This is a genomic window from Actinomadura livida, from assembly GCF_014648675.1.
Taxonomy (GTDB): domain Bacteria; phylum Actinomycetota; class Actinomycetes; order Streptosporangiales; family Streptosporangiaceae; genus Spirillospora; species Spirillospora livida.
The window spans coordinates 21,344-44,589 of sequence record NZ_BMRO01000017.1; the positions used below are offsets into that span (position 1 = coordinate 21,344).

Annotated in this window: 18 protein-coding genes; 13 read left to right on the forward strand and 5 right to left on the reverse strand. The window is 70.3% G+C overall.

The features are described from left to right. Positions 1–212 precede the first annotated feature (212 nt). Complete coding sequence (locus IEZ03_RS31375) at positions 213–4,187, reverse strand: golvesin C-terminal-like domain-containing protein (RefSeq protein WP_221480927.1); 3,975 nt, start codon at positions 4,185–4,187, stop codon at positions 213–215. 784 nt (positions 4,188–4,971) lie between these two features. On the opposite strand from IEZ03_RS31375, the gene IEZ03_RS31380 reads away from it, so the two are divergent. The 7 genes from IEZ03_RS31380 (at position 4,972) to IEZ03_RS31410 (ending at position 12,391) form a co-directional block, all read left to right on the forward strand. Further along, complete coding sequence (locus IEZ03_RS31380) at positions 4,972–5,769, forward strand: hypothetical protein (protein WP_184889689.1); 798 nt, start codon at positions 4,972–4,974, stop codon at positions 5,767–5,769. Continuing rightward, on the forward strand, positions 5,762–7,084 hold the full coding sequence (locus IEZ03_RS31385) for a peptidoglycan-binding protein (RefSeq protein WP_184889691.1): 1,323 nt from the start codon (positions 5,762–5,764) through the stop codon (positions 7,082–7,084). The genes IEZ03_RS31380 and IEZ03_RS31385 overlap by 8 nt, the downstream gene beginning before the upstream one ends. Beyond that, positions 7,081–7,761 carry an ABC transporter ATP-binding protein gene (locus tag IEZ03_RS31390; protein ID WP_184889693.1) on the forward strand — a complete coding sequence of 227 codons (681 nt, stop codon included), beginning with the start codon at positions 7,081–7,083 and terminating at the stop codon, positions 7,759–7,761. Before IEZ03_RS31385 ends, IEZ03_RS31390 begins: the two co-directional genes overlap by 4 nt. Then, positions 7,758–9,053: an ABC transporter permease gene (locus IEZ03_RS31395; protein WP_221480928.1), complete on the forward strand. Its 1,296-nt coding sequence runs from the start codon at positions 7,758–7,760 to the stop codon at positions 9,051–9,053. The genes IEZ03_RS31390 and IEZ03_RS31395 overlap by 4 nt, the downstream gene beginning before the upstream one ends. Before the next feature lie 156 nt (positions 9,054–9,209). Continuing rightward, positions 9,210–9,683, forward strand: a complete 474-nt coding sequence (locus IEZ03_RS31400) for a hypothetical protein (protein ID WP_184889694.1) — start codon at positions 9,210–9,212, stop codon at positions 9,681–9,683. 233 nt (positions 9,684–9,916) lie between these two features. After that, complete coding sequence (locus IEZ03_RS31405) at positions 9,917–10,534, forward strand: TetR/AcrR family transcriptional regulator (RefSeq protein ID WP_184889696.1); 618 nt, start codon at positions 9,917–9,919, stop codon at positions 10,532–10,534. 150 nt (positions 10,535–10,684) lie between these two features. Next, the gene (locus tag IEZ03_RS31410) at positions 10,685–12,391 is read left to right on the forward strand and encodes a glycine/sarcosine N-methyltransferase (RefSeq protein ID WP_184889698.1); all 1,707 of its coding nucleotides are present in this window, start codon (positions 10,685–10,687) and stop codon (positions 12,389–12,391) included. Between the two features lie 79 nt (positions 12,392–12,470). Here the strand turns inward: IEZ03_RS31410 and IEZ03_RS31415 are convergent, their stop codons facing one another. Next, positions 12,471–13,232 (reverse strand): ABC transporter permease, encoded by a 762-nt coding sequence (locus IEZ03_RS31415; RefSeq protein WP_184889700.1) that lies wholly within the window; start codon positions 13,230–13,232, stop codon positions 12,471–12,473. Further along, entirely contained in the window at positions 13,229–13,969 is a 741-nt protein-coding gene (locus IEZ03_RS31420) for an ABC transporter ATP-binding protein (protein ID WP_184889702.1), read from the reverse strand. The genes IEZ03_RS31415 and IEZ03_RS31420 overlap by 4 nt, the downstream gene beginning before the upstream one ends. Positions 13,970–14,096: 127 nt before the next feature. On the opposite strand from IEZ03_RS31420, the gene IEZ03_RS31425 reads away from it, so the two are divergent. Together IEZ03_RS31425 and IEZ03_RS31430 are read left to right on the forward strand one after the other, a co-directional pair. Next, positions 14,097–15,209 (forward strand): sensor histidine kinase, encoded by a 1,113-nt coding sequence (locus tag IEZ03_RS31425; RefSeq protein ID WP_184889704.1) that lies wholly within the window; start codon positions 14,097–14,099, stop codon positions 15,207–15,209. Continuing rightward, positions 15,206–15,868, forward strand: a complete 663-nt coding sequence (locus tag IEZ03_RS31430; protein WP_184889706.1) for a response regulator — start codon at positions 15,206–15,208, stop codon at positions 15,866–15,868. Before IEZ03_RS31425 ends, IEZ03_RS31430 begins: the two co-directional genes overlap by 4 nt. 9 nt (positions 15,869–15,877) lie before the next feature. On the opposite strand, the gene IEZ03_RS31435 is transcribed toward IEZ03_RS31430, so the two are convergent. Beyond that, a complete protein-coding gene (locus tag IEZ03_RS31435; protein WP_184889708.1) occupies positions 15,878–16,105 on the reverse strand; it encodes a hypothetical protein in 228 nt (75 codons plus the stop codon). Positions 16,106–16,222: 117 nt separating this feature from the next. On the opposite strand from IEZ03_RS31435, the gene IEZ03_RS31440 reads away from it, so the two are divergent. Together IEZ03_RS31440 and IEZ03_RS31445 are read left to right on the forward strand one after the other, a co-directional pair. Beyond that, positions 16,223–17,254 carry a permease gene (locus tag IEZ03_RS31440; RefSeq protein ID WP_184889710.1) on the forward strand — a complete coding sequence of 344 codons (1,032 nt, stop codon included), beginning with the start codon at positions 16,223–16,225 and terminating at the stop codon, positions 17,252–17,254. Then, complete coding sequence (locus IEZ03_RS31445) at positions 17,251–18,030, forward strand: TIGR03943 family putative permease subunit (RefSeq protein WP_184889712.1); 780 nt, start codon at positions 17,251–17,253, stop codon at positions 18,028–18,030. Before IEZ03_RS31440 ends, IEZ03_RS31445 begins: the two co-directional genes overlap by 4 nt. A gap of 9 nt (positions 18,031–18,039) precedes the next feature. On the opposite strand, the gene IEZ03_RS31450 is transcribed toward IEZ03_RS31445, so the two are convergent. Then, positions 18,040–20,778 carry an ATP-binding protein gene (locus IEZ03_RS31450; RefSeq protein WP_184889714.1) on the reverse strand — a complete coding sequence of 913 codons (2,739 nt, stop codon included), beginning with the start codon at positions 20,776–20,778 and terminating at the stop codon, positions 18,040–18,042. A gap of 141 nt (positions 20,779–20,919) precedes the next feature. Here IEZ03_RS31450 and IEZ03_RS31455 point away from each other — a divergent pair, with 141 nt between their 5' ends. Both IEZ03_RS31455 and IEZ03_RS31460 read left to right on the forward strand, forming a co-directional pair. After that, complete coding sequence (locus tag IEZ03_RS31455) at positions 20,920–21,480, forward strand: dihydrofolate reductase family protein (protein WP_184889716.1); 561 nt, start codon at positions 20,920–20,922, stop codon at positions 21,478–21,480. Positions 21,481–21,634: 154 nt separating this feature from the next. Further along, positions 21,635–23,239, forward strand: a complete 1,605-nt coding sequence (locus IEZ03_RS31460; RefSeq protein WP_184889718.1) for a GMC family oxidoreductase — start codon at positions 21,635–21,637, stop codon at positions 23,237–23,239. Positions 23,240–23,246 lie beyond the last annotated feature (7 nt).

Genomic DNA, 23,246 nt, shown 5'->3' on the forward strand with positions numbered 1-23,246 from the left:
GCCGTAGGACGAGCGCTTTCTGAATGGAAGGAGACCGAGCACGGTCCACAAGCAGAAAGCGACCATCCAGTAGATCAGATACGCCTGCCCGCCGAGGCCCATGCCCACCACTCTTCCGCTTCACGTTGGAGACGAGGACTCTCTGGCCGTCCCCGGTACGGGAACGGCCAGAGAGTCACTGGATCGCGCGCTTCATCCGCTTCCGGCGAACGCTAGACGCAGAAGTGCACGCTGTCAGGATTGGTCCCCGCCCCGCCCGGCGGAGCGATGTTCCACGGATTTCCGCTCTGACCCGAGCCCGAGCAGGAACCGTAGGGGTTGTCCCATATGCCGGTTCCCCCATCTGGGAGGCGGCTGAACAGCCGGAAGTTCCCGTTGATGATCGGACCGGAGCCGACCGGCTCCCCGTCGGTGTTGATGGCCTTGCCCTCGAAGTAGAGGTACTGGTCCGGCATGAAGCTGGACCTCAATATCGGCCGCCCGCCATTCTTGTGTATGGTCCCGTCCGCGCAGACCATGAAGCTGAGCTGCTGCCAGACCGGCGCCGCCATGTTGAACGGCGAGCCGGTCGCACCGCGATTGAAGAAGAGATTGTAGATCTCCCTCGCCACTCGCGTGACGTTGGGATGAACGCGGAAGTCGTGGCTCATCGTGTCGATCCACGCCTGCATGGCGGCGGCCGGTCCCGCCTCTCCGAGCATGGGACGGTATCCGATGCTCCCGCCCGAAACGGAATTCGCCGGGACGCAGCCGCCGACGATCGGCGCCGGCTCCTGGTCGTGAAGCGGGAGGTAGGCCCGCCCGGGGAGTATCCCCGTGGAGTGCGGCCTCGCCGTGCGCCTTCTCCCGTCGTGCTCGTTCAGGTCCTCGGTCGTGTAGGTGAGATCCGGCCGGTCGATCCCGTAGTCGAGTTCGATGGCCCGGAGCGTGTTCTGGACGAAGTCCGGCAGTACCGTGTCGGCCGTCCGGTCGTCGTACTCGACGTACGGACTGCCGTCGACGATCGCACCGTCCTCGCCCCGGATGAACGAGACGGTGGCACTGGCCTTGATCTTGTACGAGGTGTCATCGGTGTCGAAGTGTGCGGGCTTGGAGGAGCTCGTGGGGCGATCGGTGTACGGGTTCGCGAAATGGATCCAGTTCGCGATCCCCTGACCCGGTGGATGGTCGAGCGGGTCCGTACCCGCCGTGATGATCTGGTTCCGCCATGTCTGCATCGCGGACTTCATATGCGGGCCCGCGCATTCCTCGTCCGTCCCGTCGCACGTGGGCAGCGCGAGCACCCTCCCCGCGGTCTCCAGCCCCCAGTCGTGGAGTTTCTGATGGGTCTCGAGCGGGCTGTTCAGGAACCACGAGCTGATCGAGTCGGTGTTGATGTTCTGGGTCTCGTCGAACAAGGCGACGGCGTCGACGGTCCGTTCGACATAGGTCCCCTTGATGGGGCGCACCGCCAGCGCGTCGAAGGCGATCGTCTCGTCGCCGGTCGCGCCGCCGACGACACTGCTCAGTTTGACGCTGGGCCTGCCGTCGAACATGAAGGCGCCGATCGACAGCCACCGGTTGCCTTTCACCCGCTGTGAGATGGTGCGCTTCCGGGTGCCGCGCGCCGTCTCCACCTCATAGGTGGCCTGGTGCGTGTACCCGTAGTGGTCGGGGAGGTGCACCAGTATCTGCGCCGGTCCGCTGATCTCGCGGTCCAGCTTCCAGGTGCCGGAGACGCGCAGGTGCGGCCGGTCCGGATCACGGGTATGGCCGAAGTAGTAGTGGCCGCCGAAGCCGCCCCCCATCTGGTGTAGATCGATCTTGGACGGATACTTTCCGCCGGAATCGGCGGCGAAATCGAAGGTGAACGCTCCGGCGTTGCTCCAAGGACGGCCGCAGTTCGGCGCGGGGGTGGGCGTCCCGTCCGGCACGTCGTCGATGACCAGGGACCCTGATGGCAGGTCGTTCAGGGTGCAGGTCGGCGGATAGTTCACCTGGTCCGGCTGGTAGGCGTATCCGGGATCGAAGCGCAGGACCTCGTTGCCGCATTCGGCGGGGCAGTTCTTCCAGGTGATCGGCTGATGGAACCAGCATTTGAGGTCCCGCCGGCTGCAGGGCCCCTCCGGTTCGTCCAAGTCGTTCGGATACTTCGCCCCGGGCGTGCAGTAGTTCGAGGAGTTGCAGAACATCTCCGCCGGGGGCTTGATGCCCAGCCGGTAGATGTCGGTGTTCCACCAGGCCGCGCGGTAGCCCGGAACGTAGGTGTCGGGCGCTTTCTCCAGGGCTTCGATGGGGTAGGCGGCCCAGCCGAGAACCTTCTCCTGGTACGGCCACCACTGGGGGTTCTTGGCATCGGCGTAGGTGAGGCTGAGGAAGGGCGCGCGGTCAGCCGGATAGCGCGGGTTGATCGGATTGTTGGCCCAGCCGACACCCCATGGCCCGCCCTCATTGGGGTAGAAGCCGCTGTTGTAGGACCACAGTGCGAAGAACCAGTTCTCCGGCTTGGCCGGGTCGCCGTTGTTGACCCGCATGCCGGCGGCCATCGTCTGGTTCCACTTCTGCTCCAGCAGCCGGACTCCGGAAGCGATGTTGGCGGTGAAGTCGAGGGCGACCGCGCGCTGGTGCTGATAGGGAAGGGCCGTCTCCCCCGGCTTCTCCCGGCCGGCGAGACGCATGCCGTCGGTGCGCTGCGTGATGCCGTACCCGCAGTCCGCCTCGGAGAAGTCGATGTCCCAGTCGTTGGCCGGAGAACTGTCGTAGAGGTTGAGGCCGTAGTAGTTGCCGATCAGGGGATTGCCCGTCTCGCCGGGCGTGACCCAGCGGCTGGCCTGCCACAGGTTCGATTCCTGGGCCGCCACGCCGAGCATCACCTGCGCCGGGATGTAGCCGCCGCCGGTGAGCCCGGCCCGCGGGAACAGGCCCTGCGGGGTGTAGGCCGGCATGCCCAGGTTCTTCCAGTTCTGCGGCCGCTGGATCGTCAGCGCACCCCGGACCGCCTGGTCGACGGCCCATTCGACCTGCCGGGGAGTCGGCTGGTACGCCTGGTTCCGCGGGTCGTTGCGCGGCACCGAGCAGGTACGTTCCGACTCCACCGGGTCGGTCGGCGATCCGGCCGCCACCGCGCGTGGCCGGGCGTCGCTCGTGCCGAGCACCGGGCTCGTCTTCCGCCCGGCCGGGGCATCGCCGGGCGACACGGACAGTTCAGGCTGCTCACCGGTCGCGAGCACCTTCATCCTGAGCGTCAGGCCGCCCCGGTCCTGGCGCGGGACGGGCACCGGGGCCGGCTCTCCGCCCCGGGGCGATGCCGCCGCGGCGCCTCCACCGGCCGCCGAGAGCAGCGCCGACCGGCCGCGCGAGGAGACCTCCGCGCCACGCGGCACGTCCACTCTGGAGATCTTCGGCGGCAGCGCGCTGACCTTGGCCGGACGGCCGGTCAGGAACACCCGTCCGCCCGCCCCGGCCTGGACCCCGACTTGCCCTAGCACGCCCGTGGCCAGTTCCTTGGCCGGGCCGGGCCTCCCAGCCGATCGCCGCACCGAGACGCCGGCCTGGCCGCGTTCCATGAACACGACGCCGCCGTCCGCGTCGGCGGCGAGGTGGAAGGGCACGCCGCTCGTCTTGGTGAGCGGCGTGCGCCCGCCTCCCTTCGAGATTCGCACCAGGCGGTGGCCGTCGGCCGCGACGATCTTCCGCCCCACCGGGACCGCGGAGGTCACCTGCCCGGTCAGCACCGTCGCGGCGCCGAGGCGGCCGGTCACCGCGTCGATCCTGGTCAGCCGGGTCTTGCCGGCGTGGGACCCGGCACCGCCCTCCTGCGTGATCACGGCGTCCTCACCGGTGCCGCACCCGGGACTGAAGTAGGCCAGGGACGACTGGAGGGGCAGCTTGCGAACCGAGCCGCTCGCGAGGTCGACAACGGCGGTGAAGGCGCCCCGGGCGTTGAGCAGCGGCTTGTTCGTGAACGCCCGCGGCGCGTAGGCGACCACCGCGCGCTTCCCCGAGCCGGTGAGGCATGCATTGCCGATCCACTGATCGGCGTCGAAGCCGGGTTCGGAGAGCGTCGCGACGTTCCGCCACGCATACCCGTTCTTCTCCTCGGCCACGAGAACGTGGAGGCCGGTGGAGTCTCCGGTCGTCGTCCATGCCCGGTCGCCCGATGATCGCCAGCCGGGCCCGAGCACCTTGTCGCGGCTTCCGGGAGCCACGGCCGGGGCGGGCGCGGCCGAAGGCCGGGGGGGTGGAGCGGGGGACGCGAACGCAGTGTCCACGGGTGCCGCGAGCGAGAGCCCCACGCCCATGAGGGCGGCGCACCATCCAATTCTGGTCCAGGGAGCCGGCGCCCTCACGTTGTTCTCCTCATCGAAAGCACATCCCTATTGGTGCCGTCACTGAGCGAAGCTAGAAAGTTATCCGGCCTTCTTGCGCGACACTTGCGCCGCACTTGCAGGGGCGAAGCGCATTAACTGAATAATGGCTCTGACCAGCAGCTACCCGAGACCGGATTCGGCCAGACGACCGACAAGCGAGCACCCCGGAAGAACAAACCAGAGTGAGCTGTGATCTATCTCACTTTAGCGCCTTTACCTGTCACATAAGAGCCCGTATGAGCGCCGGCTAAAGGACTCCAGCCAGCGGAAACATCATCGGGCGCTTGAGAGTCGAGCCGTTTCTGGTAGCGGAATATTCACTCCGTGTCGAGTTATCTGCCGTTGACAGCCTTCCGCCCCGCTGGATACAAGCTTGGACGTCGGCAACTCGGAGACCCGCGGCCACCTCAGCGCTCGACTGCTGCCGAGAACGACCGACGTACTCGTCCATTTTCCTTGTCTGACGTTCTTTGTGAGCAGCGGAGCACAAATGTTTCAGAAGACCAATCTCCTCTTCCTTGCCTCGGCGGGGATCGCCTGCCTCGTTGCGTCCTCCGGTTGTGGGTCGATGTCTGCGGGAACGTCTGCGCGAACTCCGGTCGCGACCCCTACCCCGACGAGCATGGCGCAGCTCAGTTTTCCGTTGGACGCCTTTGCCCCTTCCGCAGCCCAGAATGCCCAGGAAGGCCAATTGTGGAGCCATATGGTGAATCTCTGCTTGCGAGAATTCGGCTTTCCGCCGCTGTCGTCGACAAACCTGTCGGAGTCCATCGATCAAGGCGTGCGGGTACGGCAGTACACCAAGACGCGCCGCTACGGGCTGTCCGACCGAGCCAGTGCCGAAGTGTACGGGTACGGAATGCCGAAGTGGGCACGGGGCAGCACCAAACCGCAATCCTTCGACGAGGTACCGCCGGAGCAGGCTCTAGTCCTCCGCGGCACACCCCGGGGCTCCGCCGACGTGCAGCACCAGAATCAATCCATCCCGGACGGTGGCTGTACGGGCGAAGCCACTAGAGCCATCGGCATCGATGACGGAGGCTCGTACCTCGCAGAAAGATTGCAGGCGAAGACATTCCAGCTCATGAGGACGGAGGCACGAGCGAAGAACGCCATCGAGCAATGGTCACGATGTATGAAGCGAAAGGGTTTCGACTACCCCGACCCCTGGAACGCGGGCAACGGATTCGGAGCCGCGGACGGTGAGCCCGGGCCGCCGGACTCCGAGGAGATCAAGTCAGCCGTCACCAGCGTCGACTGCAGTTTCGCGGTCAATCTCCCAGGCAAGCTGTTCGCCGTGGAGTCCGACCTGCAGAACATCGAGATCGACAATAATGCTGAAGCTCTGAAGAAGGAGAAGAAGCGGGTGGAGTCCCGAGCCCGGCACCTGCAGTCATTGGTGCGGAAACACGGTGGCTGACCTGATGAACCGGGAGACGGTATCCATTGCCGTCGACTCACCGACGGATCCGGCGACAAGGCGCACGGCTTCCAGGGAGCCGCGCTCCCCCATAGTGCGTCGCCAGCGGCTGATGCTGGGCGTGGCCTGTACCACCGCCGTGTTGTCGACCATGGGCTTGATCGCCTCGACCTGGGTGAGGTCGCCCGCCGAGATGGCGGCGCGGACGGGACCTCCCCCGGCCAGCGTGCTCACGGCTCCGGTCGAGGCGAAAGTACTCCAGCGCACAGTGATTCTTCGCGGCGAGTACTCGTCCGTACGGTCGTTGACCTTCACGCCTTCGACCGTGCTGAGTCCTGACGGCACCGCAGGCCGCACAGACGGTGAGCTGCTGATCACCAGATCACTGAAGAAGGCCGGCGATCAAGTACGCCCTGGAATGTTGATCGCCGAGGTCTCCTACCGGCCGGTCTTTGCCATGCGGGGCAGGATCCCTGCGCTCCGTGATCTCGTCCAGGGAATGCGAGGACGCGACGTCACGCAATTGCAGCAGGCTTTGGCCGAGGCGGGTTACCGCCGTGGATCTGACCGGGAGGGCTACTTCGGCGTCGGCACCGCCGCCGCCTTGAAGCGGCTATATGAGAAGCTCGGCTACGCCGTTCCAACAGTGCCTGGCCGTACCAGCGCAATTGCCAAGAATGAAGCCGAGAAGGCGAGTGGACAAGATATCGGTGCCGCCGGGGGAGGGAAACGCGACCAGCTCGTCATGGCACCGAAATCTGAAGTGATGTTCGTGCCCTCCTTTCCTGCGCGGATCGTCACGGTGAGCGACTCGGTCGGCACGAAGATATCCAAGGATCTGCTCAAATTGGCGGTCGGCGGTGTGCGACTGATCGGCCGCCTCAACCCGTCTGAAGGTGACATCGTCGAACCCGGGCACGTTGCCGAGGTCCTGATCGAAGAAGATGGAAGCCGGCATCGCGCTGCGGTGGCCAAGGTCGGCGACCTCGTCACCCCCAAGGCCGGCAGCAAGATACGCCAACCGCCCTACATTCCGGTGACCTTCAAGGCAAAGGCCCCTTGGAAAGCGGAGCTCAACGGGAAATCCGCGCAGATCACGGTGACCTCTGCGGCCACGTCCGACGAGGTTCTCACGGTACCGCTGAGTGCTATCACGGCACCCGCCGACGGCAAGACCTCGGTAACCGTCATTACGGGGTCGGGTGAGAGACGCCGTGTCAGAGTGGCCGCCGGCGCGTCTGCGGACGGCTATGTCGAGGTTACCCCCGAAGGCGGCGACCTTCGGGAGGGGGACCAGGTTGTGGTCGGCCGATGACACCCGTAATCAGTCTTGAGCGAATCAGCCACACCTATGCGGGGCCACCTCCTGTGACAGCGCTGCACGATGTGTCTCTCGTCGTGGAGCGCGGCGAATATCTCGCCATCGTCGGCCCTTCCGGCTCGGGCAAGTCGACCCTGCTCAACGTGATCGGGCTGTTGGACCAGGTCACGATCGGACGCTACCTGCTGGACGGGGTGAACGTCGCAACCCTGAGTGACGCGGAACGTGCAGCCATGAGGGGCGGGCGCATCGGTTTCGTATTCCAGGCCTTCCATTTGCTGCCTTACCGCAGCGCACTGGAGAACGTGATGCTCGCCCAGCTTTACCGGTCCGCGCCACGGAAGGCGAGGCTTGCCGCCGCGCGAGAGTCACTCCGGAAGGTCGGACTTCAGCACCGGATGGAAGCAATGCCGACCCACCTCTCCGGAGGAGAACGGCAGCGCGTCGCCATCGCACGGGCACTGGCCAACCACCCGCAGTTGCTTCTCTGTGACGAGCCCACCGGCAACCTCGACTCCGCCACCGCCGGCACGATCCTCGACCTCCTGGACGAACTCAACAACGAGGGTCAGACCGTGCTGACCATCACTCACGATCCGCTGGTCGCCGACCGAGCGCAGCGCCTCGTGGCCATCCGGGACGGGCGGCTGACAGATGAGGTGGGCTCGTGAGGCTACGGCGCCGTCCCTGGCTGGTCGATGTCGAACCGTCTCGACTGTCCGTCCGCGACATGGCGGCGGAGGCTGCGGCGGGCATCGCCCAACGTCCCGGGCGCTCGGTGCTGACCACACTCGGCACGGTTCTCGGCGTCGGCGCCTTCGTCGCGATCCTAGGTCTCACGTCCACCGCTTCCGGCCAGATCAGCGAGCAGTTCAACGTACTGACCGCGACGACCGTCACCGTCAAAACGGTTGACGAACGGGGCTTCGGGGAGTCGCGGGGTGAGGGGCCGGCAACCGGCACCGAGCCCGTCGACAGCGCATTCCCACCCGATTCGGATGCGCGGATCACCCGGCTCAATGGCGTTGAGACCGCGGGCACCTGGCGTCGCGTGCACTTCGAGAGCGATCCGGTGATCGCCGCGTCTCCCGAGGTGCGTCCCGGAAGCAGCACCAGCTTGGGAGGGATCAGTCCGGTGTTCGCGGCGTCGCCGGGAATGCTGCGCGCGGTCGAGGCGTCGGTCACCCGCGGGACGCCCTACAACGGGTTCCACGAACGGCGCGGGGAGCGCGTTGCCGTACTCGGCGCGACAGCCGCCCAGCACCTCGGCATCACCCGGCTCGACTCGCGACCCGCAGTGTTCATCAATCAGCAGGCGTTCACGATCGTGGGCATCATCGGCGACACCCGGCAGATGCCCGAGATGCTGGCGGGCGTCATCATCCCGCGCGGCACGGCCGACCGGCTCTACGGGCCCGCCTCCGTGGAGAGCTCGGAGGAAATGCTCATCAGGACCCGGCTCGGGGCCGCTGCGCTCATCGCCGGGCAGGCGCCCACCGCTCTCCGGCCGGAAGATCCGGGCCTGTTCACCGCGGTGCCCCCGCCAGATCCCCGCACTCTTCGCGAGAAAGTAAATCAAGACCTGACCGGTCTTTTTCTCGTACTCGCCGCGATCTGCCTCACCATCGGCACTCTAGGAATCGCCAACACGACTTTCGTTGCCGTTCTCGAGCGCAGGGCAGAGATCGGCCTGCGTCGCTCACTGGGTGCTCGGCCCAGACACATCGCCGCCCAGTTCCTCGCCGAATCGACCAGCCTCGGCCTGCTCGGTGGAATGGTGGGAACCTGTCTCGCCATCGCAACGGTGGTGGGTGTCGCCGTCGTTCAGGACTGGACCGCCGTGCTAGAGCCGGTCGCCGTACTGCCAGCGCCATTGATCGGCGCGCTGACCGGGCTCATAGCGGGACTGTATCCCGCCTTGCGTGCAGCAAGAATCGAACCTCAGAAAGCTCTCCGCCAATAGGGTGACTCAACACGCCACGACCATTTATGGAGGTGATGGTTTCACCGCTCAACCAGGTAAGCGATACATGACCGAGCGATGGCGAAGCAAGTAGTCAAATGGGGTGAACAGAAAGAGTTCTTCTGACGGTGAAACGGCATCAAGAAAGGAAGCCAAGTGAGGTACACCATACGACGCCCACTCGCGGCCGCGGCTGCCGCTGCGCTGGCCATGGGCGGAACCATCGGCCTCGGGGCCGGCTCCGCGCAGGCCGGCGACACCCTGCAGATCAGTCAGTGGTCTTCCTGGGGGCAGCCCTGCGGCACCTACCTCTGTCTCTACTACTCGCCAGGTCTGTGGAACGCGAGCTGGCGGCCTGATTACTACGTCGACCGGGACCTGAGCGGGAACAAGTTCTATGACAGCGGGTACTTCGGATCCGCCGGCAAGGGACAGGTCGTCAACGACAATGCGGCTTCCGCGGGGAACCGCACCACGAACTGCTTGCTGATCATCTGGCAGCACAAGAACCTGATGGGGTACGGCAACTTTCTTCACCCCGGCTGGTCCGGCAACTTCATCGATGGCAGCCCCGCCGTGTTCCACCTGCGGAATGCCGGATCGTCCGTGGACATGCTGACCTGTAGCTAGCCGCGATCGTGCGTAAAGCCGGTTGGCCGCGAAGCGATCCGACCGGCTTTACGTTCTCGATAGCAGGTCACCGGTAGGCACCGACCGCCGTGACCAATAGGCGTACACAGTTCACCCCGCGGCCGGCGCAGCGGCACCGCAGCGCCGTGTCGTCGCCGTCCGATACCGTGTCCGTTGTACAGTGCACGCGAATAAGGAGTCGCTTACAAGTCGCGTTTGAAAGGTGTCCGCCGATGGGCCGCTCACCTGGGCTTTCACCCCGGAGAATCCCGCGCCAGGACCGCTCCCGGCAGACCGTCGAACGCATTCTGGAGGCCGCCACTCGCGTTCTGTCCGACCGCGGCTACGACGGCGCCTCCACCAACCGGATCGCCAAGGCCGCCGGGATCAGCAACGGGTCGCTGTACCAGTACTTCCCCAACAAGGACGCGATCGTCATCGCGGTGCTGGACCGCTTCGCCGACCGGCTCGCCGACCGCCTCGGCGCCGAGATCGAGGCCACCATGCGCCTGCCGTGGCAGGAGGCGGGGCGCGCGCTGCTCGACGTCCAGATCCGGCTGTTCGAGGAGAACGCCGACCTGCTGCGCATCATCGTGGAGCAGATCCCAAGGCTCGGGCCGTTCGACAAACTCGCCGCGCTGCAGCGCCGGCTGACCGACCTCGTCCGGGTCTACCTGCTGGTCAACCGGGCCGAGTTCCGCGACGACCTCGACGTCGAGGCGACGGTGTGGATCCTCGCCGAGACCGTCGGACTCCTGTCGATCAAGTACGTCCTGGACCGGCCGCCCATCCCCCACGACCGCATGGTGGACGAACTCGCCGACCTGGTCATCGGCTACATCCGCGGCTGACCGCCGCGCCACATCGCAGCGCCGCATGTGGTGACGATCACATCACCTGAAAGCAAGATCTATCGCGCCCACCCCTTATCTCAGGCCGTGCGCATGGCTAACGTTCGCCCTGTCTGTCCTGTCCGCCCCAATTTGTCACCCTATGTCACGATGACCGACCCAGCGGTGACCACCGTACGTCTCTCCGGAGCCGCGTACCGTCACCGGGAAGCTCGTTTCACAGGAGGCAGTCCGATTCAGCGCCAAGAGTTCGGGGAAAATCCGACCGAGGTTCGCGACACCGACCATTACACGGAGGAGTACGTCCAAGGCTTCGTCGAGAAGTGGGACGAACTCATCGACTGGAAGAGGCGCTACGAGAGCGAAGGCAGCTTCTTCATCGACCAACTCAGGGAGCGCGGCGTCCGGAAGGTGCTCGACGTCGCCACCGGGACGGGCTTCCACTCCGTCCGGCTCCTGCAGGAGGGCTTCGAGACCGTCAGCGTCGACGGCAGCCCCGAGATGCTGCGCAAGGCATTCGAGAACGGGTTCGCGTTCGGCGGCCACATCCTGCGCGTGGTGCACGCCGACTGGCGTTTCCTGAACCGCGACGTCCACGGCGAGTTCGACGCCATCATCTGCCTGGGCAACTCGTTCACCCATCTCTTCTCGGAACGCGACCGGCGTAAGGCCCTGGCGGAGTTCTACGCCATGCTCAAGCACGACGGCGTGCTCATCATCGACCAGCGCAACTACGACTCGATCCTGGACAACGGCTTCTCCAGCAAGCACTCGTACTACTACTGCGGCGAGGAGGTCACGGCCGAGCCCGAGTACGTCGACGAAGGACTCGCGCGGTTCCGGTACCGGTTCCCCGACGACAGCGAGTACTGCCTCAACATGTATCCGCTGCGCAAGGACTACATGCGGCGGCTCATGCGCGAGGTCGGCTTCCAGCGCATCGACACGTACGGGGACTTCCAGGCCACCTACGATGACGACGATCCCGACTTCTTCATCCACGTGGCCGAGAAGAAATACCTGGAAGACGACGTGAACACCGGCTACTCCAGCGCGGTCAACACCGCCCGCGACTACTACAACTCCAGCGACGCCGACGCCTTCTACCACTCCGTCTGGGGCGGGCAGCACATCCACGTCGGCATCTACGAGGACGGCGACACGATCGACGCCGCCAGCGCCCGGACGGTCGAGCGGATGGCCGCCGGCCTCAAGCTGACGCCGTACTCGCACGTCATCGACCTCGGCGCGGGATACGGCGGCTCCGCCCGGTACCTCGCCCACACCTACGGCTGCCGCGTCACCTGCCTCAACCTCAGCGAGGTGGAGAACGAGCGCAACCGGGCGATGAACGAGGAGCAGGGCCTCGCCGGCCTCATCGAGGTGGTCGACGGCTCCTTCGAGACCCTCCCGTTCAACGACAACTCGTTCCACGTCGTGTGGTCGCAGGACGCGCTGCTGCACGGCGGCGACCGCATCCGGGCGCTGGAGGAGATCGCCCGGGTCCTCAAGCCGGGCGGGGAGTTCGTCTTCACCGACCCCATGGCGGCCGACGACTGCACCCGCGACGTCCTGCGGCCCATCCTCGACCGCCTGCACCTCGACACGATGGGGTCGCCCGGCTTCTACCTCCGCGAGATCGCCCGGCTCGGCCTGACGCCGGCCTTCGAGGACCTCACCCCGCACCTCACCACGCACTACGGGCGGGTCCTCCAGGAGACCGAGGCGCGGGAGGCGGAGATCTCCCGGCAGATCAGCGCGGAGTACCTGGAACGCATGAAGGCGGGCCTGGGCAACTGGGTCCGCGGCGGCGAGTCCGGCAACCTGAAGTGGGGCATCTTCCGCTGTAAGAGCTGACGAAGCCGCGAGACCGGCGAGGCCGGGAGAGGACGCTCCTCTCCCGGCCTCCGGCGTCCCGGGCGCCCTCGGGCAGACGTCAGTCCCAGCGGAACGCCTTCGCCGCGACCGCGCCGGCCAGCGCGGCCGTCCCGGCGAGCGCGCCGATATGCGCCAGGTCCGGCGGCACGCCCGTCCAGGCGGCGCTCAACGCCTCCACGCCCGCCCCGTACGGCAGGTACTCGCCGAGCGTCGCCAACGGGTCCGGGAGGTTGTCGCGCGGTCCGAAACCGCCGCCGAGGGCCATCGTCAGGAAGAACCCCACGAGGCCGAGCGCGACGGCCGCGTTCGCGGACGGCGCGACCGCCGCGACCAGCATGCCGAGCGCGTACATCGTCGCCGTCACCAGGCAGAAGACGCCGACCGCGGTGAGCGCGCCGCGCGGCATCGACGCGCCGAACAGCAGCCGCGCCGCCAGGAGGGCCGCCAGAACGCCGGCCAGCACCTGGGCGAGGCTCGCCAGCACCTGGGCGGCCAGGACCATCAGCGGGTGCGCGGGCGTCACCGCCAGCCGCCGCAGCACGCCCGTCCTGCGATAGGTGGCGAGGACGGCCGGCATGTTCACCAGGCCGATCAGCGCGACCACCATCACCATCGTCATCGGGACGACGAAGGCGTCCAGCGCGGGAAGCCCGCGGAAGCGCTCCGTCCCCGCCCCCTCTGCGCCCAGCCCGGACATCACCATGATCAGCATCGGCAGGCCGAGCGGGATGACCAGCCCGGCGGTGTCCCGGGCGACCAGCTTCGCCTCGGTCCAGGTCAGCATCGCCCACGCCCGCGCGGGCGGCCGGTAGGCCGTCATCCGGCCTCCTCCTCCGGCGCCCGCCCGGTCAGCGCCAGGAAGGCGTCTTCGAGGGTGGCGCGCTCAAGGCCGGTCCCCGCCCGCGCGACCAGGCCGCCCGGAGTGTCCAGCGCGGCGATCCGTCCCCGGTCGATGACCGCGACGCGGTCGCACAGCCGCTCCGCCTCGGGCATGAAGTGCGTGACGAGCAGCACCGTCACGCCGGTGTCGCGGATCCGCTCGATCAGCTCCCAGGTGCCCCGGCGGGCCCGCGGGTCGAGGCCGGTGGTCAGCTCGTCCAGCACCGCGACGCGGGGCCTGCCGACCAGCGCCAGCGCGATCGACAGCCGCTGCGCCTGGCCTCCGGAGAGGTCCTCGAACGCCGTGTCGCGCTTACCGGCCAGCCCAAGCTCGTCCAGCAGTCGCCCGGGGTCGGCGCCGTCGGCGTAGAACGACCGGTACAGCGACACCGCCTCGCCGACCCGGAGCTTGTCGGGCAGCCCGCCGCCCTGCAGCTGCGCCCCCATCACCTGCCTGAGCCGCGCGCGGTCCCGCAGGGGGTCGAGCCCCAGCACGCTGATCCGTCCCGCGTCGGGCCGCCGCACACCCTCGACGCACTCGACCAGGGTCGTCTTGCCCGCGCCGTTCGGGCCGACGATCCCGAAGATCTCCCCGTGCTCGACGGTGAACGACACGTCGTCCACGGCGACCGTCCCGCCGTACCGCTTGCGCAGCCCCTCGACCTCGACAACAGCCATCGTCACGCCCCTTCCGGCCGCAAACGCTAGGCGGCCGCCGCGCCCGCGCGCGTGTGCCGGAGGTCATGGACCGCACCCATGACTTCCGGCACAGTCCGGCCCGGCGCGATGCCCGTACCCTTCGAGCATGGCCAAGTCCCATCTCGCGGTCTGGGGCGCGGCGAGCGTCCTGGCCGTCTGCCTGCTGGTCGGCGCGCCGGTGGCGTTCTCCGCCGGCGACGTCACGATCGGGCCGGCCTGGCTGTGGTGGGCCTGCTACCTCGGGTTCCTCGTGCTGTTCACGTCGGCGCTCCTGGACGACGCGCCGCGCCGCACCGGCCGGTGGGCGCTCCTGCTCGCCGTCGCGGCGGCGGGCGCCGCGACCGTCCTGCTGGGCGCGCAGGCCGCCTGGCTCGCGATCCTGCTGGTGTTCGTCACCGCGGTCACGGCCCACCGGACGACGCTGCGCGACACGGCCGCGGTGCTCGGGTTCAACAGCGCCGTGGCAGGTGCGGCGCCCACGCTGCGCGACGGCACCGTCATGGACGTGGTGCTCACCGCGTCGCTCTACACGATGCTCCAGGTCTGCACGGTGTGGGCGGTGCGCAGCGAGCAGCGCGAGAGCGCGGCCCGGGAACGCCTCGCCGTGGCCAACACCGAACTCCGCGCCGCCACCGCGCTGCTGGCGGAGGCGAGCCGGTCCGCGGAGCGGCTGCGCATCTCCCGCGAGCTGCACGACCTCCTCGGCCACCAGCTCACGGCGCTCGTCCTCGAACTGGAGGTGGCCGCGCACCACAGCGCGCCGCCCGCCGCCGACCACGTGGCACGGGCCCGCGGGCTGGCGAGGGACCTGCTCGGCGACGTGCGCACGGCGGTGGGCGAGCTGCGCGCCCGCACCCCGCCCCTCCACCGCGCGCTCGCGGAGATCGTCGCGGACCTGCCGCACCCGCGCGTCCACCTGAGCGTCGCCGGCGAGGTCGAGCCGGACGAGGCGCGCACCGCGGTGCTGATCCGCTGCGTCCAGGAGGTCGTCACGAACGCCATCCGGCACGCCGAGGCCGAGAACCTGTGGATCGACATCGGCCGGACCGGGCGCGGCGAGATCGTCCTCACCGCGCGCGACGACGGCCGCGGCGCGTCCGTGCTGCGCCTCGGCAACGGCCTGACCGGCGTCCGCGAGCGCATCGCCCAGCTCGACGGCGAGGTGTCGTTCGACACCCGGTCGGGCTTCACCGTCAGCGCCAGGGTGCCGGCGCCGTGATCCGCGTGTGCGTCACCGACGACCAGACGCTGGTGCGGCAGGGGATCCGGCACCTGCTGGAGCTGTCCACCGAGGTGACCGTCACCGCCGAGGCGGCGGACGGCGACGAGGCGCTGGCCGTCCTGGAGTCCGACCCCCCGGACGTCCTCCTCCTCGACCTCCGCATGCCCGGCCGGGACGGCATCGCCACGCTCACCGCGATGCGCTCGCGCGGCCTCGCCGTCCCCACCCTCGTGCTGACGACGTTCGACGACGACGAGCTGGTGCTGCGCGCCCTCCGCGCCGGAGCGTCCGGCTACCTGCTCAAGGACGTCACCCTCGACCAGGTCGTCACCGCGATACGCACGCTCGCGGAAGGCGGCACGCTGGTCCAGCCGGGCCTGACCGAACGGCTGCTCCAGGCCATGCGGCGAATGCCGGACCCGGACGACCCCCGGGACCTCCCGCCCCAGCCGCTCACCGGCCGGGAACGGGACGTGCTGCGCCTACTGGCCGCCGGCTACGCCAACCGGGAGATAGCCGACGCCCTCCACCTGGCGGAGGGCACGGTGAAGAACCACGTCTCCAGCGTCCTGGCGAAGCTGGGCGTGCGAGACCGGACCAGGGCCGTGCTGAAGGCCCTGCACCACGGCCTGCTGGACGCTCCGCCGGGCCGCTGAGCCGGACCTCTAGAGCTTCAGAAGCTTGCTGTACGGGGCGGGGATGCGGACCTTCCCCGTCCCGAAGTCGACCAGGACCGCTTGGCCCTCCTCGACTTCGAGCACGCGTCCGAGCCCGTACTTGTCGTGCGTGACCCGGTCCTCAGGTGCGAACTCCTTGGCCGGTGGCGCAGCGGGCGGGGGTTTGAAGGGACTGGTGGGCAGATGTCGCCGCCTGGCGGCTCCTGTGGGTTTCATCAACGCCCAGTATGCGCCTGCCGGGGCCCCGCGGGCAGCCCGACCCCTCGATTCGGTCCGGACGTGTCGCGCGAAGGGTCGCGGTTTCGGCCCGGCCGCTCTGGCACGATTGTCTCCATGAGCGACCGCGTCGGCCTGCGGGAGGCCGAGGACGAGCTGCTTCCGCCGGCCGATTGGGGCCGCCGCGATCCCGTCGCTCCGGGTACCCGCGCCGCGCTGGTCTTCGGCCTGCTGGCGGCCGTGCTCGTGCTCGGGCGGACGTGGCTGGCACCCCTCATCGACGCGGGCGCGCTGGACGCGTGGACCACCATCTTCGTCGCGGTGTGCGTCCAGGCCCTGCCCTTCCTTGTGTTCGGGGTGGCGCTGTCGGCCGCGATCACCGCGTTCGTCCCGGCGTCGCTGTGGCGGCGGGTGCTGCCGCGCCGGCCGGGCGCCGCGGTGCCCGCCGCGGGCGCGATGGGGGCCGTGCTGCCGGGGTGCGAGTGCGCGTCGGTGCCGGTCGCGGGCGGGCTGATGGCGCGCGGGGTCGCGCCCTCCGCCGCGCTGACCTTCCTGCTCGCCGCTCCGGCGATCAACCCGGTCGTGATGGTCGCCACCGCGGTCGCCTTCCCGGGGAAACCGGAGATGGTGGTGGGCCGGTTCGCCGCGTCCCTGCTCGTGGCGGTGCTGGTCGGCTGGGTGTGGCTGCTCGTGGGCAAGGGCGAATGGATCCGGATCCCGTCCCGCCCGGAGGCGCACGGGAAGGCCGGGCGCGCGGAGGCGTTCCGGCAGGCGATGCGGCACGACATCGTCCACGCCGGGGGGTTCCTGGTGGTCGGCGCGATGGCGGCGGCCACCATCAACGTGGTCGTCCCCGCGGGCTGGGTGAACGCCGCGGCCGGGGACGCCGTCGTCTCGGTGCTGCTGCTCGCGCTGCTGGCCGTGCTGATGTCCATCTGCTCGGAGGCCGACGCGTTCGTCGCGGCGAGCCTGTCGCAGTTCTCGACGACCGCGAAGCTGACCTTCCTGGTCGTCGGGCCGATGGTGGACCTGAAGCTGATCGCGCTCCAGGCGGGCTTCTTCGGCCGCCGCTTCGCGGTCCGGTTCGTGCCGCTGACGTTCTGCCTCGCGGTCGGCGTCAGCGTGCTGGTGGGAGGGCTGCTGTCGTGACAAGGGCCGCGCAGAACCTGCTGCTTGTGTTCCTCGGCGCCGCGGTGCTGTGGATCACGCTGGTCAGCGGCGAGTACGTCAACTACGTGCGGCCGGGCTTCCGGTACCCGCTGGTGGCCGCGGCCGTGGCGCTGCTGGCCCTGGGCGCCGCCGGGCTGCGCCGCGAATGGCGGGACGCCCCGGGCCACGACGACGGCCATCCCGACCACGACCACCCCGACCACGACCACCCCGACCACGGGCACGGGCACGGGCACGATCACTCGCGCGGGCCGCGGGTGGCGTGGCTGCTCGGCCTGCCCGTGCTGGCGATCTTCGTGATCGCGCCGCCCGCGCTCGGCTCGTTCAGCGCGGCGCGCGGCACCGACCGCGCGGCGCCGCCGCCCGCCCCGCCGGACGACGGCTTCCCCCCGCTGTCCGCGGCCGCCGGGCCGGTCGACATGAGCGTGGGCGAGTTCATCGGCCGCGCCCACGAGGCCCAGACCGGCGACCCCGCGAAGCTCCAGGGCGTCCCCGTGCGGCTGACCGGGTTCGTCACCCCGGCCGGGAAGGGCCGGGGCGGCTGGCAGCTCACCCGGATGAAGATCGCCTGCTGTGCGGGCGACGCCGTCCCGTTCCCGGTGCGGGTGCGCGGCGTCCCGCAGCCGCCCGCCGACTCCTGGGTCCGGGTCACGGGCGTCTGGGAGCCGCCCCGCCAGTCCGGCAGGACGGTCGTGCAGACCCTCCGCGCCCACTCCCTCAGGGAGATCGAAGAGCCGAAGAACCCGTACGAGTGACCCGGCCCGTCAGGGTGCGTGCATGTCGGCGAGTTCCTTGCGGCCCTCGTCCAGCCTGCCGGGGATGAGGAGCAGCGTGCAGGCCCGCTCGTAACGGGCGCCGATGCGCTCCCATGCCTCGGCGGCGGCGGACAGTTCGCCCGGGTCGCCGTGGAGGCGCCCGGCGGCGCGGGTGAGGCAGGCGGCGGCCCAGTCGCTCTCCGCCGCGGCGTCGCGGGCCGCGGCGAGCCGTTCGGCCCCGTCGGGGAGCCCGGCCGCGACGGCCAGTTCGGCACCGGCCGCACGGGCGTACGTCCGGTACCAGTCCTGCGGCGGGAAGTCCGTGAACGCCGCATCGACCAATTCAGCCGGGCGCGCGTCCGTCGTTCCGGACCGCAGCGCGATCCGGGCGTCGACGAACGCGGCGAACGAGGCGAGGTACCGGGACCGGGCGGCCCCGGCGACGCGTTCCGCGCGGGCCCGCCACACCCGGAACCCGGCCTCCTCGCCGAGCAGCCCGTGCGCGAGGGCGACCGCCGCGACCGCCGGCGCGACCCAGGCGAGGGGGCTGCCCGCCTGCTCGCACACCCCCCACAGGGTCGGGGCGTGGTCCAGCGCCTCGCGCAGTCCGCCGGTGAGGACGAGCGGCGGCAGCAGGGTGCTCACCGCGACCGGCGACCGCTCCCCGATCAGGTCGTCGGCGGCGGCGAGCCGGGCCGTGGCCAGCGCGGCGGGCAGGTCCCCGGCCGCGACGGCGCAGGACGACCCCATGTGGAACGCGTCGGTGATCTCCGGGGCCGGGTACGGGACGTCGCGCGGCATCGCGGGCAGCAGCCCGACCCGTTCCGCGGCGACGCGGTGCGCCTCGCGGAACCGCCCGGCGGTGAGCGCGGCGATCCCCGCCGCGTCGAGCGCCCCGCAGAGCAGCACCGGGTCGCCGCTCGCGCGGGCGGCGGCCACCGCGCCGCCGACCAGGGACGGCTCCGGGGTGACCTTCTCCTCGCGGGCGTTCCAGGCGCGCGCCGCGGCGAGGTGCGCGGCGACGAGGGGGTCCCGGTCGTCCCCGGCGGACGCGGCCGCGGCGAGGAGGTCGCGGAGGCGCCCGTGCGGGATCTCGGCCGCGAACCCGGACGGGTGCCGCTCGGCGGTCGTGACGGCGAACGCGAGCGCGACCGCCTCGGCGTTCCCGGCACCGGCCGCGCGGGCCCGGTCCGCCGCGGCGAGGAGCAGCTCGAAGGCGCGGCCCGTGTCGATGAGCGCGTGCGCGGCGTCCGCGGCGGCGCGCAGGTCGGCGACGGCCTCGCCCGGGTCGGGCGCCCGCCGGGCGGCCTCCTCGTAGTGGCCGGGCACCTCGCGCAGGAACCTGCGGGCGTAGGTGAGGTGGGCGAGGGAGCGGGCCAGCCGGTGCGGGACGGCGGCGCGGCCGGGCGGCGCGCCCGCGAGCGCCGACCGCAGGTCGTCGGCGACGGCGTCGAAGCCCGCGCGCGTCTCGCCGTCCATCCGGCCGTCCAGCCGGTCCTCCAGCTCGGCGGCCGTCTCGGTGGCCCACCGCAGGTGGCGGTCCCGCACCGCGTCGCCCTCGCCGCCGGCCTCCAGCCGTTCGGCGGCGAACGCGCGCACCGTCGCCAGTAGCCGCCACCGGCCCCGCGCGGGACCGGCGACGAGGCTCTTGTCGACCAGCCGCCCGAGCAGGTCGGCGGTGCGGCCGGGTGCGGCCGTGCCGGGATCCGCCGCGACGGCGGTGGCCGCCGCGAGGTCGAACGCGCCGGCGAAGACCGACAGCCGGCGGAACAGCACCCGCTCGTCGTCGGTGAGGAGGTCGTGGCTCCAGCCGAGCACCGCGCGCAGCGACCGGTGCCGTGCCACGGCCCCGCGCCCGCCGCTCAGCAGGCGCAGGACGTCGTCCAGGGCGGCCAGCAGGCCAGGCGCGCCGAGCGACGCGCTGCGCGCCGCCGCCAGCTCGATCGCGAGCGGCATCCCGTCCAGGCGGCGGCACAGCTCGCGGACGTCGGCGCGGTCGGCGGTGAAACCGGGGTCGGCGGCCACCGCCCGGTCGAGGAAGAGCCGTTCGGCGTCGGAGTCCAGCGGGAGGGGCGGCACCGGGACGGTCCGCTCGCCGGGCACGCCGAGCCGTTCGCGGCCGGTGGTCAGCACGGTCACCGCGGCGCAGCCGGACAGCAGCCGCTCGGTGAAGGCGGCGACGGCGTCCAGCAGGTGCTCGCAGTTGTCCAGGACGAGCAGCGACCTCCCGCGGCCGAGGTGCCGCGCGACGGCGTCCTCCAGTGCCTGCCCGGGGCGTTCGGTCACCCCGAGGGCGGACGCCACCGCCTCCGCGACGAAGCCGTCGCGCACCGGCACCAGGTCGACGAACGCGCCGCCCAGCGGGAACGCGGGCGCCGCGGACTCGGCCACCGCGACCGCCAGCCGCGTCTTGCCGATCCCGCCCGTGCCCAGCAGCGTCACCAGCCGGGTGTCCCCGAACAGGCCGAGGGCCAGTTCCAGCTCGGCGGCGCGGCCGAAGAACGCCGTGCGCGGCGCCGGGAGGCCGGACAGGTGGCCGGGCGGCGGGGTGCGGCGGGACGCCTCGTCCGCGAGCGCCCACCGGTCGGCGACCCCGTACTTGCGCAGCAGCGACGAGATGTGGCTCTCGACCGTGCGCACGGAGATGTGCAGGCGCCCGGCGATCTGGGCGTTCGACAGCCGCGCGCCGAGCGCGGCGAGGACCTCGGCCTCGCGCTCGGTGATCTCCACAGGCCGCTCGCGGGTCACCACGCCAGTCTGACCGATCCGCGGGGCCCTCGGTGGCCTCCGTGGTGCTTCAGTTCCGTGGTGCTTCAGTGGCGCCACGGATGCCCGCGCACCGGTCGCGGAACGAGGCTGGAGCCACGGTTCGAGATAGGAGGAAACACCATGCGACGCATCATCAACTCGACCTTCGTCACGATCGACGGGGTCATCAAGGACCCGCAGGACTGGCCGTCGCTCGACGCCACGGACGACACCGACGCGCAGACCGAGGTGCTGGCGGCCTGCGACGGCGTCCTGTTCGGCCGGCACACCTACGACGGCTTCGCCTCGGTGTGGCAGGGACGGTCCGGCGACCCGTACACCGACAAGATGAACGCGGTGTCCAAGTACGTCGTCTCCACCACCATGGACAAGGCGGACTGGGCGAACTCCACCGTCATCGGCGGCGACGTCCCCGCCGAGATCGCGCGGCTGAAGGACGGACCGGGCGGCGACATCGTGCAGTACGGGTTCGGCAGGCTCTCCCACACCCTGATGGAGCACGGCCTGCTCGACGAGCTCCGGCTCTGGGTCCACCCGTTCTTCTTCGGGCGGGCAGGCGGCGACGGGCTGCTGTTCCGCGCGGGCACCCGGGCGATGTTCGAGGTCAACGAGACGAAGACGTACGCGTCGGGGGTCGTGCTGCTGTCCTACCGGCTCAAGCCGGAGGCCGCCCGGTCCTGATCCCGGAGGCGGATCGCCCGGTGGCCGGTCGGTTCCGGTCACCGGGACTCGCGTTGGCGGGGGCGCCGGGGGCTTCTACCGTGCAGCCATCCGGGCGATCGGGCCAGGCGCGGGTTCCCACCAGTGGTCGCCTCGCGGACGCTGAGAGGTGCACATGGATCGGACCGCTGATTACGTCGTCGTGGGGGCGGGCAGCGCGGGCTGCGTGCTGGCGAAGCGCCTGGCCGAGTCGGGGGCGGACGTCGTCCTGGTCGAGGCGGGCGGATCCGACCGGACAGCGCTCGTCCGCAAGCCGGGGCTGATCGCCATCTTCCACAACGTCCCGCAGCTGAAGAAGCGGCTGGACTGGGGCTTCTACAGCGCCCCGCAGCCGAACGCGCTCGACCGGAAGATCCCGCAGACCAGGGGCCGGGTGCTCGGCGGCTCCGGGTCGATCAACGGGCTGCTGTTCGTGCGCGGCCACCGCAGGAACTACGACGACTGGGCGGCGGAGGGCTGCGAGGGCTGGGGCTACGACGACGTCCTGCCCAGCTTCCGGCGGATGGAGAACTGGGAGGACGGCGCGACCGACCTGCGCGGCGCGGGCGGCCCGATCCAGGTGACCCGGCAGCGCGACCTCACGCCCGCGTCCGAGGCGTTCCTGGAGGCGATGGCCGACACGGCGGGCGTGAAGCGGAACGACGACTACAACGGGGAGGAGCAGGAAGGCGCGTCGATCTTCCAGCAGAGCGCCCACGACGGGCTGCGCTACAGCTCCTCGGTCGGCTACCTCGACGACCACGGCCTGGACAACCTGACCGTGCTGACCAAGGCGACCGTGGGGCGCGTGGTCGTCCGGGACGGCCGCGCCACCGGCGTCGAGATCGTGGACGGCAAGGACCGCGGAACGATCCACGCGACGCAGGAGGTGATCGTCGCGGCGGGCGCGTTCGGCTCGCCGCACCTGCTGATGCTGTCGGGGGTCGGGCCCGCCGCGCACCTCCGCGAGCACGGCATCGAGGTCCACGCGGACCTGCCGGTCGGCGACAACCTCCACGACCACATGTTCGTGCCGATGACCTTCGTCATGGGCACCGCCCGGAACCGCGGCACCGCGCCCTACTTCGCGTCGGGGCTGCTCAAGGAGTGGACCCGCGGCGGGACGTGGATGGCGCGCAGCGTGTTCGAGGCCGTCGGGTTCGTCCGCAGCCCGCAGGCGGGCGACATCCCCGACCTGCAGATCCACGCGCTGCCGTGGTCGTACCCGTTCCCCAACCAGGACGCGCCGACCCGGCACAAGGTCGACAAGCGCCCCGCCCTCACGATCATGCCGACGCTGATCTACCCGAAGAGCCGCGGCACGGTGCGGCTCGCGTCCGCCGACCCGGCCGCCGCGCCCGTCATCGACCCCGGCTACCTCACCGAGCCCGACGACGCCCGGCTGCTGCTGGACGGCATCGAGCTCGTCCGGGAGATCATGGCGAACCGGCTCATCGCCGGGGACGTGACCGCCGAGCTGTCCCCCGGGCCGGAGTTCCCCGACCGCGCGACGATGGCCAGGGAGCTGCCGAACCGGGCGACGACCGTCTACCACCCGGTGGGCAGCTGCCGGATGGGCACGGACGAGCGCGCCGTCGTCGACCCCGCGCTGCGCGTCCGGGGCGTGGAGGGGCTCCGCGTCGCGGACGCCTCGATCATGCCGAGCATCACCGGCGGGAACACCGCGGCGCCGAGCATGATGATCGGGGAGCACGCGGCGTCGCTGATCCTCGGCGGCTGACCCGGCG